Genomic DNA, 19,272 nt, shown 5'->3' on the forward strand with positions numbered 1-19,272 from the left:
AGTTTGCTCTTTGATTTTCCTTGAGTATAAAACAAGCAAATTAGCAAGAACCCCATGACAAAATAATAATCTTGACACGGGTTATAGTTTCAAAAATAATTTCAATTTACCTGACTAGCAATCTGTAGGAGTGCCTTTTCAAAAAGGAAACCTTTTTCATAAAGACCTGTCTTAATCTGATAGTCTGTCTCAATCAAATAGGAAATAGCTTGCTTCAAAAAGCTCAAGGAAAGTCCTCGCGAATCCCTCAGCGCAAATTTGATTTGATAGGGATTTGGATTACGTCCGAGAAAACTGCCTAAACTACTTGCTATCTGCGATTCTGTTTGCCCAGACTCTGACAAAATTTTCACCTGAGTAAAAGTCCGAAATTGTCCCAGCATGACTGCAATCAGTTTGATTTCATCTTCCCCTTGCAAGGTCAAGTCTCTCACCAAATCGCGCGCCTGATCCATCTTTTTAGTCAGAATAAACTGAGTTAAGTCAAAGATATTGTCCTGCAAGGTCTTAGGAATTGCCTCGACAATGTCCTTTTCCTCAATCACCCCATCTGATTTATAGGACTGTAAAAAGAGGAGATTTTTCTGAATTTCGCTAAATTGAAAACCCGACTTGATGAGGAGATTTTCAAAAGAATGATTGGTAAACTGCAGACCTTGTTTCTGGCTCCACTTTTGGAAATACTGGCGCAATTCTTGTTCTTTGGCTTCTACTGCATCAAAGCCCCTGGCATCACGCTTAAGTAATTTGACTAACCGTCTTTTGCTGTCCAGCTTTCCTTCCGCAAAGATTAACAACTTGGTTGTTGGTGAAGGATTATCAAGGTATTCCTCAAATGACTTGAGCTCATCACCTGTCAAAAAGCGCTTTTTAGCAGTCGTGATATCGACAAAATGGTCTAGTATCACGATTTTCTCATCCGCAAAGAAAGGAAGGCTGACCAACTCCAGTTCTACATCTTTATAAACTACTTCTTTCATATCAAAGTAGGCAAAGTTGAGGTCAGCAGAATCATAGCCAATTTGTTTCAACACTTGACCCTTCATCACTTCAAACTGACCCTGGTCTGTCCCTGTAAAAAGGCTCAGGCTTGGTAAATTTGATAAAGTCAACTTCTGACTCTCTTCAATGGCTAGCATCTTCTCTCCTTCCTTCTGACTTTTTAATTCATTTAATCGATATAGCACAATTTCCCACGGAAATCTTCTAGGCTCTCGTACCCTTTTTCCGCCATGATTGCTTTCAGTTCATTGGTAATACGTTCGAAAGCACCGACGCCTTCTTTGTGAAGGGTGGTTCCCACCTGCACCATACTGGCTCCACAGAGGATATGTTCAAAGGCATCACGACCAGTCAACACGCCACCTGTTCCGATGATTTGAATCTCTGGATTCAAGCGCTGATAAAAAGCATGGACATTAGCAAGGGCTGTTGGTTTGATGTATTCTCCACCAATCCCACCAAAGCCATTCTTAGGACGAATCACGACTGATTCATCTTCTATATAAAGACCATTTCCAATAGAGTTGACACAATTGACAAACTTAAGAGGATACTTATTGAAAATAGCTGCCGCTTGGTCAAAGTGAACAATATCAAAATATGGTGGCAATTTAATTCCAAGAGGTTTGGTGAAGTAGGCAAATACTTCTGTCAAAATCTGATCTGTTGTCTCAAAATCATAGGCAATCTGAGGTTTACCTGGAACATTTGGACAGGAGAGGTTTAGCTCAGTCAGACCACGAAAATCACTCTCTTGGACTTTTTTCAAGATAGTATGGGTTTCCTCTGGAGACATGCCGACTAGAGATAGGAAGAAAGTTCGGTTTGGCTCTTTTTCCTGCAAATCCAAAAGATAATCCAAATAATAGTCTAAGCCATTATTCGGCAAGCCCATAGAGTTGATAGAACCAAGTGGAACATCTTGGTAACGTGGCTCAGGATTTCCCTGACGGAAGTCCAAGGTCGCTGTCTTTGTGACAAAGGTTCCTGCAACTGAGTTTTTAACCCCTTCTAGCTCCTCTATCGTCATACAAGCCACACCTGCTGCATTCATCAAGCAATTGTCAAACTCAAAACCAGCAATTTGTGTTTTCGTTGATACCATGATTCTGATCCTCCGGATTCCTTTTATTGCTAATATTATACCACAGTTTTAATTCTAGGTTTACTAGATTCTATGGTTCTATCTATTTATTCGGAAAAGAAAGTCTAGTGCAGAAGTCATGCTATGGAAACAGCTAGTGTATTGGAAGTTTGAACAAGGCTTGGGTAACAGACTTTTGAATGAAGTCCAAGCAACAAGGAGAAATCTCAACCTTTGTCATTTTTAAAGAAATACATGTAAATCTCTACTTTCGCAAAATAGATTTTCAAAACAGTATCCCAGTATAGTTAAAAACTATAAAAAAGAGAGGAAGTTCCCCTCTTAAGATTTTATTTGATTGCTTCTTTTAAAGCATCTACCTTATCCAAACGTTCCCATGGAAGGTCAATATCTGTACGTCCCATGTGTCCATAAGCTGCTGTTTGACGGTAGATTGGACGTTTAAGATCCAACATTTGGATAATTCCTGCAGGGCGAAGGTCAAAGATTTGACGAGCCGCTTTTTCAAGCTTGCTTTCAGCTACTGTTCCTGTACCGAAAGTATCAATACGGACAGAAACAGGCTGGGCAACACCGATAGCATAAGCCAATTGCACTTCCGCTTTTTTAGCCAAACCTGCTGCAACGATATTCTTGGCAATATAACGAGCTGCATATGAGGCAGAACGGTCCACCTTAGTCGCATCCTTACCAGAGAAGGCACCACCACCGTGACGAGAGTAGCCACCATAAGTATCTACGATAATCTTACGACCAGTCAAACCTGAGTCCCCTTGAGGCCCACCGATTACAAAACGTCCAGTTGGATTGATGAAGAATTTTGTTTGCGCATCCAAGTAAGAGGCTGGAATAACCTCTTTGATAACCTTGCTAATGACATCATTGTGAATTTGTTCGTTGCTGACTTCTGGATCGTGCTGAGTTGAAATAACGACTGTGTCCACACGTACTGGACGGTCATTTTCATCATACTCAACTGTAACTTGTGATTTAGCATCTGGGCGAAGATAGCTGATTTCCCCAGACTTGCGAAGTTCTGCCAGACGACGAACCAATTTATGACTGAGTGAAATTGGCAATGGCATGAGCTCCTCTGTTTCATCCACAGCAAATCCAAACATGAGACCTTGGTCTCCAGCACCAATCAAGTCCAGCGGATCTTGATCTGCATTTCCACGAACCTCCAAGGCTTCGTTAACACCTTGAGCAATATCTGGTGACTGCTCAACAAGTGACGGATGAACTCCCACCGTCTCAGCAGAAAATCCATATTCTGTATTGGTATAGCCAATCTCTGCAATGGTATCACGAACCACACGATTAATATCCACATAGGCATTTGTAGAAATTTCACCAAAAACGTGGACGGAACCAGTATATACAGCTGTCTCAGCAGCAACGTGCGCCTCTGGATCCTTAGCTAAAATAGCATCCAAAATCGCATCTGAAATTTGGTCTGCAATCTTATCTGGATGCCCCTCAGATACAGATTCAGACGTGAATAATTTACGTTCTGACATAAAAATGTCCCCCCTTAAAAATAGTGTTATAGAGTTACAAAGTACTGATAGGTATTTTCATTTTCTAAGAGTTACGACGCGAAAGAAATAAAAACGATACTTTTTTATTTCTGAAGCTAGTAAGGCGCATAGGGTGACCGACTTATAGCGACAACCGTAGAATGACGAGCGACTACTTTGGAGCCGTCATTCTTTGCGAGTTGCGACTCGCAAGAAAAAATAGAAATACCTACCATCTTATCGGGACTATATAACTTTATCATTATACCATTTTTAATCGCAATTTGCAGTCTTTAATGTGGTATTTCGGTTTAGATAGTTCGTTCTCATAAAGCAAAAAGTTGGAGTTCAGTACTCCAACAATTTCTATTAAAATGTTTGGCGTTTAGCTTTACGCTCTGCACGACCGCGAGCGCGATTTTCAGCACGCTTGGTTTTGCGGCGCTTTTCATCAAACGCCCATTGAATTTTCTTCTTATAACCCGGTTTGACTTTTTTCTTTTTCTTTTTGACCAGACCAATCATTTCAATATCAAGTTTATCTTGTTTTTTCTCACGGTTGGCACGACGATCACGGTCATAAGTATCTTGGAATTCTCCATCTTTTACCATCTTAGGAGTAAACTTGATTCCCAATTTCTCCAACTCACGGATATCCGAGTCATCACTTGGCTGATAAAGGGTAATAGCTGTACCTGGTAGGCCATTTCGTCCAGTACGACCAACACGGTGAACAAAGAAGGACAAATCTTGCGGAATGGCATCATTGATGACATGGCTGACACCTTCAATGTCTATTCCACGCGCTGCCAAATCTGTTGCGACAATATACTCAAAATCCAGATTTTTCACCTGGTTCATGATACGTTTGCGCTCACGAGGGGCAATATCCCCATGGATTTTTGCCACCTTCAAGCCTTGAGCAGTCAGATATGAATGCAATTCATCAGCACGCGTTTTAGTGTTAACAAAAATCATTGCCAAATACGGTTGCATCAACTGAGTTAACTGGTAAATTTGAGCATTCTTGTCACGTCCCTTAGTCGAAATCAACCAATTATCAATGGTATCAGAAATGACCGTTTTGGTCTTGATTTTCTCCATAACAGGATTTGACAAGTATTTTTTCAAGAATGGTTGCAGTTTTTGTGGGATAGTCGCTGAGAAGACCATGAATTGCAAGTCTTTTGGAAGGCTTCCAGCAATCTTATCAACAGTTTCCAAGAATCCCATATCCAAGGTCATATCTGCCTCATCGACCACAAAGGTCTTAGCCTTGTGAATAGCTAGGTCACCAGACTTAACTAAGTCATAAATACGGCCAGGCGTTCCGATAACAATATGAGGCTGATTGCTTGCCAATTTCTCAATCTGGCGAGCCTTATCTGTACCACCCACATAATTAACCACACGAACTTCGACATCTGAGTGAGCTGCAATCTGACGCGCTGCTTGGTAAATTTGAGTAGCCAACTCACGACTCGGTGCAGTAATCACTGCTTGTACACTATCGCTGGCTTCATCTAATTGCTGGAAAATCGGTAACAAGAAAGTATGAGTCTTACCTGAACCTGTTTTTGATTCTCCAACCAAATCTCGTCCTGCCAAAACAATGGGAATCAACTTATCTTGTACCTCTGTTGGAGTTGTAAATTTCAACTCCTGCAAGGCTTCTCTAATATAGTTTTTAAATTGAAATTTCGTAAATGACATAATATCCTCGATTCTATCTATCCTATCAATTATACCACATTTTATTCCATTTCAGTAGCCTCACTTATTTAGGCTATTTCCAGTAGCTTCTCTAGTCAGAAAAAGGCTGGAACTTCATGATTCCAACCTCTTTTCAGTCATTATTTCCAGTTTAAAATAGCATTCAAGCCATAGTGATCACTAACTTGCGGACTCTTGTTACCATCAAATACGACATGTAATTTTTCCACCTCTAACTCTTTGGTAGTAAAAACATAGTCGATTCGAAGGGGTTCTGTGTTCCCCTTCCAGCCATCAATTTCTGGTGGAACAGTATAGCTACCACTTTTCTCTTGAGCAACTTCAAATGCGTCTTGTAAGCCTAATGGACTAGCTAAAATAGCTTGGTAACCTTCCTGACCAGCCGGATTGTTGAAATCTCCAGCTAGCAAAAGCGGCTTGTTCAATTCTTTCAAGACAGCCTCAAATCGTGCCCATTCTTCTTGGAAACCTTTATCCCACCAAGAAAGGTGGACACTGGCAACTGCAAGTTCCTTACCATCAACTACAGTTTCAGCCAAGGCAACACGGCGTGTATGATAGTCTGTTGGATCATCCACATCTGAAACTAAAATTTCTCTGGCTTCAATAGGTGTTTTAGACAAGATAGCTACACCTTCATGGTAGCGGTCATAACCGATATGGTTATAGGCCCAAGTCCAGTAGTAATCTTTTCCTTGCTCAGACAACTTTTCAACCAAAAGTCTAACATAGTGGTCTTGGTGAATAGGTTCAGCAGCTGGCAAAGCTTGATAAAGGTCATTAACCTCCACCTCTAGCGAAGTAATATCCTGATTGATTTCTTGGAAACATATCAAATCATAGTCTTTATCAAGAATATCTTCAAGCAAGAGCTGGAATTTTTCCTCAGCTTCTTTTTCCATCCAGCTATGAGTATTGAGTGTTAAAAATTTCATTCTTTTCTCCCAAAATAAGAGGTTGGAATACAGCTTCCAACCTCAAGTATATTACAATTCTACTTTAGCAACTGCTGTTTTAGCTGCAAGAGAACCTGTTTGTTCTAATTTAACTGATTTAATTGCATCACCATTTGTGAAGACAACTACTGTAGAAGTTTCACGACCTGCTGCACGGATAGCATCCAAGTCAGCTGTGACAAGAAGATCACCTGCTGCAACTTTTTGTCCTTCAGCTACATGAACAGTAAATGGTTTACCTTCAAGACTTACTGTGTCCAAACCAATGTGAACAAGTACTTCAAGACCTGCTTCAGTCACAAGACCAAGAGCATGTTTTGTAGGGAAGATGCTTGATACAGTACCTGAAACTGGAGATACAATGTTTCCATTTGCAGGTTCTACAGCAAATCCGTCACCCATCATTTTTTGAGCAAATACTGGATCTTTTACTTGTTCCAAAGCAACAACTTGACCGTCAGCTACTGAGTAAACTTCCTCTGTTACACCTTTGTAGTGTACAGTGTTTTGTTGTGCTTCTGTCATTTGACTTGGAAGAGTTTCAGGAATGATTTCACCTGAATCAAGGATATCTTGGATATCAGATTTCAATACGTCTGCTTTTGGACCGTAGATAGCTTGAACTCCTTGTCCTTTCATGACAAGACCCATAGCTCCTTCTGCTTTCCATTGTTCTGCATTACCGACTTTGTCAGCATCTTTTACAGTTACACGAAGACGAGTCATACATGCGTCTACATCAACGATGTTTGCACGTCCACCAAGAAGGTTGATAATATTTACAGCTTGAGAACCTGCTGCAACTTTCACTTCGCTGCTAGATTCTTCTGAACCTTCAGCAGTTTCGTAGTTTCCGTTACGTCCTGGAGTTGCGTAGTTGAATTTTTGAATCATGAAGTTTGCGATAAAGTACATGATTACAGCAAAGAGAACAGTTACCCAGATAAAGTTAACGATATCCATACCAATACCAGCATTAATTGCTAGTGGTGTACGAGTCAAGAACTCGATTGAACCGAATGAGTGGACACGTAGGTTTACTACGTCAGCCATAGCGAAGGCAGCACCTTGAACAAGTGAGTAAACAAGATACATAGGTGTTGCTACAAACATGAACATGTATTCGATTGGTTCAGTAACCCCTGTCAAGAATGTTGCAAGAGCTGTCGCAATCATCATACCTTTATATTGATGTTTCTTATCAGCATCGACATTACGGTAGATAGCCACGATCACACCCATCAAGATACCGAATGAACCGATCATTTGTCCAACTTTGAAACGAGCTGGGTGAACAGTATCTAACAATTGTTGGTAATGACTTGCATCTGTACCTTTAAGGTTAACAAGGTCTGTTACCCATGCAAGCCATAGTGGGTCTTGACCAAATACTTGAGTACCTTTAGCTGCACCAGTTAAAATGTCATAAGTACCACCAAGAGCTGTATAGTTCATTGGGATAGTCAACATGTGGTGAAGACCAAATGGCAAGAGCAAGCGTTCCAAAGTACCATACAAGAATGGTGCAAGGATTGGTGCAGTTTCTTGTGAGTTGGCAATCCAGATACCAAAGCTATTGATACCTGTTTGAACTACTGGCCAGAAAGCAGCAAGTAGAATTGCAGCGATTGCTGAACGAAGAATAACTACAAATGGTACGAAACGTTTTCCGTTGAAGAATGAAAGTGCATCAGGAAGTTTACGGAAGTTGTAGTATTTGTTGTAAGCAGTTGCCCCTACAAAACCTGAGATAATCCCTACGAATACACCCATGTTCAAGGCTGGAGCTTCAAGAACACTGATAAAGTAATCAGCAACTTTGATTGAACCACCAAAGAAAGTAGTTACCATAGCATCTGGATTTTTCAACATATCGCCTGATACACCAAAGATTGTACCAGTGATACGGTTAATCAAGATGAAGGCAAGACCTGCCGCAAACGCACCACCAGCACGTTCTTTAGCCCAGCTTCCTCCAATGGCTAGGGCAAACAAAATGTGAAGGTTACCGATAACTCCCCAACCGATTTGCTCTAGGACACCACCAGTAATAACGAGTGGAGCAAAGTTAGGGTTAATCATCACGATAGACTTACCGATTGAAATCATCAAACCAGCAGCCGGCATAACCGCGATAACCACCATCAAAGCCTTACCGAATTTTTGCCAAAATTCGAAAGACAAGACATTTTTGAATGTATCTTTCATCATTCAAATCTCCTTTATTTTTATTTAGGCAAACGTTTTACGAAAACGTTTGCACCTTTTATGATTTAATTATACCACTTTAATTTTTTTTGTAAAGGCTTTTATTCAAAAAAATACTCTTTTTTCAAAAAAATTTCTAGTGCCAAATTTCAAGTTCAAGTTAGCAATCAAGAAGTCTTCTCTGAGCGACTTCTTTATACTCTTCGAAAATCTCTTCAAACCACGTCAGCGTCGCCTTACCGTATATATGTGACTGACTTCGTCAGTCTTATCTATAACCTCAAAACAGTATTTTGAGCATCCTATGGCTAGCTACCTAGTTTGCTCTTTGATTTCCATTGAGTATTAGAAGTCCCTTTTCTAAAATTTTTGTAGCAAAAAAGGAGATTTTACAACCTCCTCATAAAAATAATTATTTTACCTAAATCTTCAAGAATCGGCGCATGGATATTCCTGATCCCAATGAACCAATGAAAATTCCAATCACAAATAGTAGGGCAATCATCAAAGGACTAAATAAATCTGGACTAATCATGGATAGATTTTGCCCTACCAACGATTTATTGACAGATTGGTAAACCATTTGATAAACAATAAAGACCAAAACAGATGGTGCGATAGCTCCCAATAAACCGATAAAGGCTCCTTCTAACAAGAACGGCCCACGGATATAACTGTTTTTAGCTCCGACCAAGCGCATGATTTGAATTTCGCGACTGCGGGAAATAATGGTAATACGAATGGTATTTGAAATCAAGAAAACTGCGACAAAAATTAACAAAGCAGCAATCCCTAGTCCCCAAACACGGATAAATGAAGCTAACTTGAAGAGTCTTTCTGTATTGGCACCGCCATCTTGAACCTCAGAGACACCTTCAATTTTTTTAGCATCTTCGGCTATAGTTTTTACATCATTTGGAGTATTTGCCTCTACAATATAGGCATCATAGAGAGGATTGGCATCTCCTTCAAAGATTTTCCAGTTATCTCCCATTGTCTCGGTTAACTTTTCATATTGTTCTTCTTTACTTGAAAAGGTAACACTCTTAACCGTAGACATGTTCTTCAAAGAATCATATACCTTGTGGTAGTCATTATTTGTAACAGTTTGACCTTCTTTTTCAATTGTCTGACTGTTATCTTCCACATCCTTTCGGATATAAACTACTACACGGACATTATTTTCAATATCTGTAGCTAGTTTCGCTGTATTAAAAATAACAGATGCAAATATTGCCACCAAGGTCAAAGTAATCATGACTGAACTGACAGCAGCTACTGTCATCCAACCATTTCGTTTCAAACTTTTTAAGGCTTCAAATAAATGGCGAAAAAATCTACTAATCATCGTATCCATACTCTCCTTTTGATTCGTCACGAACAACACGGCCATTTTCAATGGCAATGACACGGTGGCGCAAGGTATTTACAATCTGGCTATTATGAGTCGCCATCAAAATAGTTGTCCCTTGTAGGTTAATCCGTTCCAAGAGATTCATAATTTCCCATGAATTATCAGGGTCCAGGTTTCCTGTTGGTTCATCGGCTATCAATACTTTTGGATTGTTTACAATAGCACGTGCAATCGCAATCCGCTGTTGCTCTCCACCTGAGAGCTCATTTGGGAAAGAACGAACCTTGTGCTTCAACCCAACCAAGTCTAAAACTTCCATCACACGTTTTTTGATATTACGGCGATTTTCCCCGATTACTTCCATAGCGTAAGCAATATTTTCATAGACAGTTTTCTTTGGTAACAATTTATAATCCTGGAAGACAACCCCAACACTACGACGTAGAAGCGGGACATCTTTCTTTTTGATCTTAACCAGATTAAAACCAGCAACTGATAGGCTTCCTTTATCGATTTTTACTTCACGATACAGAGAACGAATAAAGGTTGACTTCCCTGCTCCTGAAGGTCCTACGATGTAAGCAAATTCCCCCGGTTGAACGCTGACCGAAACACCGCGTAGAGCAGTCGTTCCGTTGTCGTATTTTTTGACGACATCTCTCATTTCAATGATTGACATGTGAGTTCCTTTCTATCTTAGCTAATTCGCCACTTGAGATAGGCATCGATAAAACCATCTAGGTCACCATCCATAACCTTATCTACCTGAGCAACCTCAAAGCTAGTTCGGTGATCTTTTACCATAGTATAAGGTGTGAAGACATAAGAACGGATTTGGCTTCCCCATGTGATTTCTTTTTTCTCACCCTTGAGAGAATCTACCTCCGCAGCCTTCTTCTCTTGCTCCATTTGATAGAGCTTAGCCTGCAACATCTTCATGGCACGATCTCTATTTCCATACTGGGTACGATCCACTGTTGATTGGACAACAATTCCAGTTGGAATGTGGGTTAAACGTACACCTGTTGAAACCTTATTGACGTTTTGTCCACCGGCACCACCTGAACGGAAGGTATCCATCTTGATGTCATCTTCACGGATTTCCACTTCAATAGTATCGTCCAACTCTGGCATCACTTCTACAGATGTGAAAGAGGTATGGCGACGTTTAGCAGAGTCAAATGGTGAAATACGGACCAAACGGTGTACCCCCATTTCTGACTTGAGAAGGCCATAGGCATTAGGCCCTTCAAATGATAAAGTTACTGACTTGATACCAGCTTCATCTCCTGCTTGGTAATCCAATACTTCCACTTTAAAGCCTTTAGCATTACCATAACGAGTATACATACGAAGCAACATATCGCCCCAGTCCTGCGCCTCAGTACCACCAGAACCTGGATGGATTTCCAAGATGGCATTGTTGTGGTCATAAGGTTCTGACAAGAGTAGAGTCATCTCATAGCTGGTCATCATCTTATCAAGTTCGGCTAACTGCGCTACCAGTTCTTCTTGAACCGACTCGTCTTCTGCTAAAAAGTCCAATAAAATTTCAACTTCATCCTGCAACTCTTCCATCTTATGGAAGGTATTGTAGGTGTTTTTTAATTCATTTAATTCTTGCGACGTTTTTTGGGCCGCGATATTATCGTTCCAAAAATCAGGTTCTGTCATCTTGTTTTCCAAGATGGCAATCTCTTCTTCTAAACCTTCGAGGTCAAAGAGACCCCCTGAAAGAAGCTAATTTTTCACGATTTGCGTCAATTTTTTGACGGATTACTGAAATGTCCATAAATACTCCTTTTTTATATCATTTCATTATAGCATATTTTATCATTTCTTTCCATCTTTTGCTATAATCCCTTTTTTATGAAAAAAGAAGCCTTTCGGCTTCCCTTCTTACAAGACTTTTGCTGAAGTGCGAGTGATTTCTTCCACTTGAATACCATTTGCTTCAAATTTTTCTTTCAAAGCTGGTAAATCAATTGATCCATCGATTTGCACTTCGATAATCACCTTACCATCCTTACGTGGAATATTGACTGTATGGGAGATATTCAAATTTTCTTCTGCAATCAAAGAAACAATCTTTCCGAGGACACCGACTTCATCTTCTGTAACAAAGCGCACACGAATTCCTTCTTCACCATAACCAGCAATTTCAAGAAAGGCTTGGAAAACGTCACGGTCCGTAATAACTCCGTATACTTGATGATTATCTACGACAGGAAGAATACCAATCTTGTTTTTCAACATCAGATAAGTTGCATCCTCAAGACTGGCATAGCCTGAGACAGTGACAACATCGCGAATCATGACATCTTTTACTTTTGTCTTATTCAGAAGATAATTCATCTCATAGATAGAAAGACTTGTTGCTTTCGATGGACTTGCTTGTGCAATGGTTCCCTCAGTCACCAAACCAACTAATTGATCATTTTCGATAACGGGCAAACGGTGCAAGCCTTGCTCTCTCATCAAATCTGCTGCATGAGATACTGTTGTATCTGGACTAATATAAACTACCTTGCGGGTCATAAAATCTTTAACTGCCATGAGACTTCTCCTTTTCTATTCTTATCCCTATTATACAATCTTTTTGTAAATCTATCAAACGCTTACATTTCTTTTTCAAAATTCTGAAAAGTATGAATAAGCTAGCAAAAAGAGCTCTAAAATCGAGCTCTGTGAATGAAGAGTGGTACGCTTCATTCCGTTCTGTTTCAATGATTAGGAGCTAACCTTCCAGTGCAGATGAGAATTGCTTCGCAATCTTCATCCACCGATTAAAAAGGTCCCCCGGACTATAATGATGATTACTTCGTAATCCTCATCCACCGACTAAAACAATCCACTGGATTCTGATGATTGCTTCACAATCTTTATCTGCAACCTAAACTAGTCTCCCAGACTATGCGAAGATTGCTTCGCAATCTTCATCTGCCGACTAAAACAATCCACTGGATTGTTTTAGCCACCTAGATACGCTTTTCTTACTTCTTCTGATGAGGCGAGTTCTTTTCCTGTTCCTGATAGGACGATTTTGCCTGTTTCCAGTACATAGCCTCGGTCAGAGATTGCGAGTGCCTTATTGGCATTTTGTTCAATCAAGAGGACAGTTGTCCCTTGCTTCTGAATATCTTGAATGATATCAAAAATCTCTTGGATAAAGATTGGGGCAAGTCCCATTGAAGGTTCATCTAAAAGAAGAAGTTTTGGTGTTGACATAAGAGCGCGTCCCATGGCAAGCATTTGTTGTTCTCCTCCAGAAAGAGTGGCTGCGTCCTGGTTCTTGCGTTCTTCAAGACGTGGGAAGCGTGAAAAAACCTTCTTCAAATTAGCTTGATTTTCTTCACGATTTTTCTTTAAGAAAGCTCCCATTTCAAGATTTTCCATAACAGTCAAGCCAGGGAAGACGTGGCGGCCTTCTGGAACTTGTGAAAGACCACCTGCCACGATTTTTTGAGCTGGCATTTTTTGGATTTCTTGACCTAAAAATTCAATCTTTCCAGAACTTGGTCTAACCAAACCAGACAAGGTACGGAGAATGGTTGTCTTACCTGCACCATTGGCACCGATAAGAGAAACAACTTCTCCTTCATTTACTTCAAAGCTTACATCACGGACTGCTTGGATCATGCCGTAATGTACAGAAAGATTATCAACTTTTAACATAGACATTAGGCTTCACCTCCTAGATAAGCTTCGATAACGCGTTTATTGGTCTTAATTTCGTCTGGAGTTCCTTGTGCAATCAAACGACCGTATTCAAGTACGTAGATACGTTCTGTTACTTCCATGACCAGATTCATATCGTGTTCAATCAGCATGATTGTAATCTTAAATTCATCTTTGATACGGCGAATTAACTCAGTTAATTCTGCTGTTTCCTGCGGGTTCATACCTGCTGCTGGTTCATCTAAAAAGAGAATTTTAGGTTCCGTAGCGAGGGCACGAACAATTTCCAAACGACGTTGTTGTCCGTAGGCAAGATTTTTAGCGAGAGTTTCTGCATCACCATCCAAATCAAAGATTTTCAGCAATTCCAAAGCTTTAGCCTTTAATTCTTTTTCACTCTTGTAAAAAGCTGGTAAGCGCAAAAAACTAGCAAAAACATGTTGTTTGTGATGGTTGCCAAAAGCAATCAAAACATTGTCCAAAACGGTTAAGTCTTTAAAAAGACGGATATTTTGGAAAGTACGTCCAAGTCCCAAAGAAGCAATCTTATAAGGTGCCTTTCCATTCAAAAGGTGACCATCGAGGGTAACTGTTCCCTCACTTGGTTCATAAACACCCGTCAAGAGGTTGAAAAGAGTGGTTTTCCCAGCTCCATTTGGACCGATTAGTCCAACCAGTTCCCCTTCGTTCAATTCAAGAGTCACATCTCCAACAGCTGTTAGACCGCCAAAATGTTTGGTTAACTGTTTTACTTCAAGTAATGCCATTAGTTTTGTTCCTCCTTCTTAGATTTTTTAAAGAAACGTGATAGGCTCAATTCCCATGTTCCAAGAAGTCCACCTGGTCTGAAAATCATTACCAAGACCAAGGCCAAAGCGTAGATGATCATACGTACGCTAGCAACATCTTGGAGAAGCATATTCAAAATTCCAAGAACAATAGCTGAAACGATGGCACCTGTAATGGAACCAAGTCCACCAAATACAACAATAATCAATACGTTGATTGAGTTAATGAATGTGTAATCTTTCGGTACAACAGACCCGATAAATCCTGCCTGAAGTGACCCTGCAATACTTGCAGTAATGGCACCAAAGACAAAGGCGATGATTTTAATTTTAGTCGTATTAACCCCAACTGACTCAGCAGCGATTTCATCCTCACGAACGGATAGGGTTGAACGTCCAATTGGACTACGCAAGAAGTTCAAGGTTGCAATGGTTGTAATCACGACAAAGAAGTAAACCATTTGCCAAGTTGTAAAGTTAGGAATTCCCAAGATACCTGCCGCACCATTTGTAAGGCTTCCACCATTGATGATAAAGATACGGATAATTTCAGAAACACCTAGAGTCGCTACCGCAAGATAGTCCCCCTTCAAGCGTAAGGTTGGAATTCCGACAAGCAAGGCAACTGCCCCTGAAAGCAAAGCACCTATCAGCATGGCTCCAAAGAAGGCACCGTAGGTTGGTGATTTAGATCCAATAATAGCAGCGGCATAGGCACCAATCGCCATGAAACCAGCATGACCAAGTGAAAATTGTCCTGAAAAACCAACGATTAAGTTGAGACCAACAGCCAGAATAATATTAATTCCAATTTGTTGTAAAATCTGTACATAGAATAGGTTGAGTACTCCGACTGAAACCAGTACACTAATCAAGCCATAGCCAGCTAACAAAAGGAGTAACCATAGAATATTAACTTTTAAATTTTCTTTCATCGCTTACACCTTCTCTTTCACATTTTTACCAAGGATACCAGCTGGGCGGACAATCAAGATCAACAACAAAATTCCATAAACAATGGCATCACGGAAGTCTGACATTCCAAAGGCTGTCGCAAAGGTTTCCAATAGACCAATCACAAAACCACCAAGAGCCGCACCAGGAATGATTCCGATACCACCAAGTACTGCGGCAACGAAAGACTTAAGACCTGGAGTAACCCCCATCAAAGGCTCAAGAGAGTTATAATAGAGGGCAATCAGAACACCAGCTGCACCCGCAAGAGCTGAACCCAAAGCGAAGGTAAAGCTGATCGTACGGTTTACATTGATCCCCATCAATTGCGCCGCATCGCTATCTACGGATACTGCACGCATGGCTTTCCCCATCTTTGTCTTTTGAACAATGACTTGTAACAAAATCATCAAAATCAAGGAAATGGCCAAGATCATTAACTGCACGTTTGTTAAGCTAACTGGTCCCAAATCATAGCGAACTGTTTGAATCGCTTGAGGGAAGGCACGGGTATTGGCACCAACCAGATAGACCATGCCATACTCCAATAGGAAAGAAACCCCAATAGCTGTAATCAAAACAGCAATACGAGTAGAGTGACGCAAAGGTCGGTAAGCAAGGAACTCAATCACGACACCAAGAATAGCTGTCGCTAGCATAGCTACAATAAGAGCTACAAAGAAATTCATTTGGAAAGAATTGATCAAGAAATAACCGATAAAGGCTCCCATCATATAAATATCACCGTGGGCGAAGTTGATGAGCTTGATAATTCCGTAAACCATGGTATATCCTAGGGCTAACAGCGCGTATACACTACCTAGAATCAAACCATTTACTAGTTGTTGGAGCATAAGATTCACTCTTTCTATTTATAATTCCGAGGGTTTTCCCTCACTTTTTGATAGGTTCTTAAACATCGAAACAGGGAGTGAGTCCGAGGCTCATTCCCTATTTCAACATTTTTCTATTATGGTTTTACAACTTCTGCTGCTTCAACCTTACCATTGTTCATGGTCATCATGTAAGCAGTTTTGACTGTATTGTGGTCTGCATCGAAGCTTGTTTGACCAGTTACACCTTCAAAATCTTTTGTTTTAGCAAGGTTATCCTTGATTTCACCAGAGTTTTTAGCACCTTTTGCTGCGTTTGCTACAAGGTGAACTGAGTCATAAGCCAAGGCTGCAAATGTTGAAGGCTCTTCATTGTACTTAGCGCGGTAAGCGTCAAGGAAGGCTTTGGCTTTAGCTGAAACTTCTACAGTAGTTGAGAAACCTGAGATAAAGTAGATATTTGATGCTTTTTCAGCAGTTGCTTGTTGTACAAACTCTTCACCGTTAAATCCATCACCACCAACGATTGGTTTGTCAATTCCCATACCACGCGCTTGGTTTACAATCTTACCAGCCTCATTATAGTAACCAGGAACAACGATAGCATCAAAGTCTTTCCCTTTCATTTTTGTAAGGGCTGCTTGGAAGTCTGTGTCACCTGCTACGAAAGTTTCATCTGCAACGATTTCACCCTTGTAGGATTCGCGGAAAGATTTGGCAATCCCTTTAGCATAGTCACTGGCATTGTCAGTGTAAAGAACAACTTTCTTAGCATTTAATTTTTCAGAAACATAGTTTGAGATAATTTTTCCTTGGAAGCTATCTTGGAAAGTTCCGATAAAGAGGTAATCTTGACCTTTAGTCAATCCATCTTGAGTCGCACTTGGTGAGATCAATGGAACACCTGCTTTTGTAGCGTTCGCTACCGCAGCTGCAGTCGCACCAGATGTCGCAGGTCCTACGACTGCTGATACTTTAGATTGGGTTACAAGGTTAGTTGTAACAGAAGCTGCCTCAGCTGTTTCAGACTTATTATCTTTATCGACTACTTCGATTTGTTTTCCATCGATACCACCTGCGGCATTGATTTCATCAACAGCCAATTGGGCACCTTTTTGTTCAGCTGTTCCGTATGCAGCTAAAGAACCTGATTCTTCAAAGTTAAACCCGATTTTAATTGTCTTTTCCTCTACTGAGTTACCAGCAGTGTTGACTGCTCCAGACTTCACTTCTCCACAGGCTGCAAGAAGTGCTACACTTGCAAGCGCCACAAACGATAGGGCAAATTTTTTCTTCATCTTTTTTTGTCTCCTTATTTCTTAAATAGTCTGTTAAGAATATACCGAATTATCAGAAAATTGTCAACACTTTTCTTTAAATTTTTATCTGATAACGTTTTCCTCTCGATAAAGATTGCCCACAAAGGGTGTTTCCAGCTCTTGGATATGACAAACTCTGACTTTTTTTATAAACTTTTCCTTGCTCAAGCGCCCGACCAATTGCTCCACTTCTTGAGTTGGAACATAGAGTTGTAAGTAACGATGTTTCTTGGAATGATAGGTAATATCTCCATAATCCTGCAGTTTTTTTGCATCACGATTATAGTAAAGATAGATAATCAAGCCAGATCGATTGACTTTTTCAAACATGGTAAATCCTCTTTCTAAGAAATCTCTCCCTATTATACCAAAAAAAGCAAACCCAGTCGAGTTTGCCTCCTTTGATTATTAGTTCAATGAATTGTTGGCCATGATTTCATCAATAAAGCCATATTCAAGCGTTTCTTGGGCACTCATCCAGTTATCGCGTTCTGCATCTGCGTGAACTTTTTCGATTGACTGACCTGAATTTTCAGCCAAGATTTTTTCCAAGGTGTTACGAGTTTTAAGCAAGTGTTCTGCAGCGATAGCCATATCAGTTTGTTGGGTACCACCACCTGTACCACCCATTGGTTGGTGAATCATATACTCTGCATTTGGAAGCATGAAACGTTTGCCTTTTGCTCCACTTGATGCAATGACTGTACCCATAGATGCAGCCATTCCCATAACGATGGTTTGGACATCTGCCTTGATAAAGTTCATGGTATCAACGATTGCCAAACCAGCTGATACAGAACCACCAGGTGTATTGACATAAAGGTAAATATCTTTTGTACTATCTTGGGCATCTAAGAAAAGCAATTGGGCAATAACAGAGTTGGCCATGTTGTCTTCAACTGGACCTGTCAGCATAATGATGCGGTCTTTGAGAAGACGTGAGTATATATCGTAGGAACGTTCTCCACGGCTTGTTTGTTCAATAACTACAGGAATCATTTATTTCTCCTTTTGAATTTTAATTTTGTTGGTCAAATGACTGAAGATAAGACTATTATAATATCTAGGTCAAAAAAGGTCAAATTTTTGCTCTGTTTTCATTAGACAGAAACAAAAATTCAACCTCCTTTCGTGATTGGAACTTATTATCCAAGTCAATCTCTTTTTAATTTTATTTCGTACCGAACAAGCGATCTCCAGCATCTCCAAGACCTGGAACGATATAACCGTGTTCGTTCAAACGTTCATCCAAGGCTGCTGTAAAAATTTCTACATCTGGATGAGCTTCTTGAAGGGCTTTAACACCTTCTGGAGCAGATACAAGGCAGACAAATTTGATATTTGATGCCCCACGTTTTTTAAGGGAGTCAACAGCCAAGATTGCTGATCCACCTGTTGCCAACATTGGGTCTACTACAAAAATTTGACGTTGGTCAATGTCCTCAGGCAATTTCACCAAGTATTCAACTGGTTGAAGTGTTTCTTCATCACGGTACATACCGATGTGACCAACTTTAGCAGCTGGAACCAAGCTCAAGAGCCCATCAACCATCCCGATACCTGCGCGCAAGATTGGAACGATGGCCAATTTCTTACCTACCAATTGTTTTTGAACTGTTTTTGTAATTGGTGTTTCGATTTCCACATCTTCTAGTGGAAGATCACGAAGTACTTCATACCCCATCAACATTGCAATCTCATCTACTAGCTCACGAAAAGCTTTTGTGGAAGTATCTGTACGACGCAAGATTGACAATTTGTGTTGAATCAGCGGGTGATTAATAACTTCAATTTTTCCCATTTTTGGAATTCCTTCTTTCA

At 40.3% G+C, this 19,272-nt stretch carries 18 protein-coding genes; all 18 read right to left on the minus strand.

The window, feature by feature from the left end:
- Positions 1–101: 101 nt before the first annotated feature.
- Entirely contained in the window at positions 102–1,139 is a 1,038-nt protein-coding gene (gene holA, locus HT720_RS08265; RefSeq protein ID WP_173275589.1) for a DNA polymerase III subunit delta, read from the minus strand.
- 32 nt (positions 1,140–1,171) lie between these two features.
- Positions 1,172–2,107: a dihydroorotate oxidase gene (locus HT720_RS08270; protein WP_173275592.1), complete on the minus strand. Its 936-nt coding sequence runs from the start codon at positions 2,105–2,107 to the stop codon at positions 1,172–1,174.
- A 329-nt stretch (positions 2,108–2,436) separates the two neighbouring features.
- Positions 2,437–3,627: a methionine adenosyltransferase gene (gene metK, locus HT720_RS08275; protein WP_112443480.1), complete on the minus strand. Its 1,191-nt coding sequence runs from the start codon at positions 3,625–3,627 to the stop codon at positions 2,437–2,439.
- 369 nt (positions 3,628–3,996) lie between these two features.
- Positions 3,997–5,340 carry a DEAD/DEAH box helicase gene (locus tag HT720_RS08280; protein WP_173275595.1) on the minus strand — a complete coding sequence of 448 codons (1,344 nt, stop codon included), beginning with the start codon at positions 5,338–5,340 and terminating at the stop codon, positions 3,997–3,999.
- Between the two features lie 140 nt (positions 5,341–5,480).
- Entirely contained in the window at positions 5,481–6,296 is an 816-nt protein-coding gene (locus HT720_RS08285) for an endonuclease/exonuclease/phosphatase family protein (protein WP_173275599.1), read from the minus strand.
- A gap of 51 nt (positions 6,297–6,347) precedes the next feature.
- Complete coding sequence (locus tag HT720_RS08290) at positions 6,348–8,528, minus strand: PTS transporter subunit IIBC (RefSeq protein ID WP_173275602.1); 2,181 nt, start codon at positions 8,526–8,528, stop codon at positions 6,348–6,350.
- 418 nt (positions 8,529–8,946) lie between these two features.
- Entirely contained in the window at positions 8,947–9,873 is a 927-nt protein-coding gene (gene ftsX, locus HT720_RS08295) for a permease-like cell division protein FtsX (RefSeq protein WP_000625541.1), read from the minus strand.
- Positions 9,866–10,558, minus strand: coding sequence for a cell division ATP-binding protein FtsE (gene ftsE, locus HT720_RS08300; protein ID WP_000022265.1), 693 nt, complete (start codon positions 10,556–10,558; stop codon positions 9,866–9,868). The genes ftsX and ftsE overlap by 8 nt, the downstream gene beginning before the upstream one ends.
- Before the next feature lie 17 nt (positions 10,559–10,575).
- Positions 10,576–11,671, minus strand: a protein-coding gene (prfB, locus tag HT720_RS08305; RefSeq protein ID WP_100104218.1) for a peptide chain release factor 2 whose coding sequence is annotated in 2 segments (ribosomal slippage) — positions 10,576–11,598 and positions 11,600–11,671 — 1,095 coding nt in all. Because the reading frame shifts where the segments join, the coding sequence is not laid out codon by codon here.
- 107 nt (positions 11,672–11,778) lie between these two features.
- Positions 11,779–12,435, minus strand: a complete 657-nt coding sequence (locus tag HT720_RS08310) for a CBS domain-containing protein (RefSeq protein ID WP_000268659.1) — start codon at positions 12,433–12,435, stop codon at positions 11,779–11,781.
- Positions 12,436–12,849: 414 nt separating this feature from the next.
- Positions 12,850–13,560, minus strand: coding sequence for an ABC transporter ATP-binding protein (locus HT720_RS08315; RefSeq protein WP_000062200.1), 711 nt, complete (start codon positions 13,558–13,560; stop codon positions 12,850–12,852).
- The gene (locus HT720_RS08320) at positions 13,560–14,324 is read right to left on the minus strand and encodes an ABC transporter ATP-binding protein (RefSeq protein ID WP_001185995.1); all 765 of its coding nucleotides are present in this window, start codon (positions 14,322–14,324) and stop codon (positions 13,560–13,562) included. Before HT720_RS08320 ends, HT720_RS08315 begins: the two co-directional genes overlap by 1 nt.
- On the minus strand, positions 14,324–15,280 hold the full coding sequence (locus tag HT720_RS08325; RefSeq protein WP_000662286.1) for a branched-chain amino acid ABC transporter permease: 957 nt from the start codon (positions 15,278–15,280) through the stop codon (positions 14,324–14,326). The genes HT720_RS08320 and HT720_RS08325 overlap by 1 nt, the downstream gene beginning before the upstream one ends.
- A 3-nt stretch (positions 15,281–15,283) precedes the next feature.
- Positions 15,284–16,153: a branched-chain amino acid ABC transporter permease gene (locus HT720_RS08330; RefSeq protein WP_000941427.1), complete on the minus strand. Its 870-nt coding sequence runs from the start codon at positions 16,151–16,153 to the stop codon at positions 15,284–15,286.
- 116 nt (positions 16,154–16,269) lie between these two features.
- Positions 16,270–17,430: an ABC transporter substrate-binding protein gene (locus HT720_RS08335; RefSeq protein WP_000726146.1), complete on the minus strand. Its 1,161-nt coding sequence runs from the start codon at positions 17,428–17,430 to the stop codon at positions 16,270–16,272.
- A gap of 84 nt (positions 17,431–17,514) precedes the next feature.
- Complete coding sequence (locus HT720_RS08340; RefSeq protein WP_050223575.1) at positions 17,515–17,781, minus strand: YlbG family protein; 267 nt, start codon at positions 17,779–17,781, stop codon at positions 17,515–17,517.
- Between the two features lie 78 nt (positions 17,782–17,859).
- Entirely contained in the window at positions 17,860–18,450 is a 591-nt protein-coding gene (clpP, locus tag HT720_RS08345; RefSeq protein ID WP_000613475.1) for an ATP-dependent Clp protease proteolytic subunit ClpP, read from the minus strand.
- A 172-nt stretch (positions 18,451–18,622) separates the two neighbouring features.
- Entirely contained in the window at positions 18,623–19,252 is a 630-nt protein-coding gene (gene upp, locus HT720_RS08350; RefSeq protein WP_054370555.1) for a uracil phosphoribosyltransferase, read from the minus strand.
- Positions 19,253–19,272 lie beyond the last annotated feature (20 nt).

The organism is Streptococcus sp. 68 (assembly GCF_013277415.1).
Lineage (GTDB): Bacteria > Bacillota > Bacilli > Lactobacillales > Streptococcaceae > Streptococcus.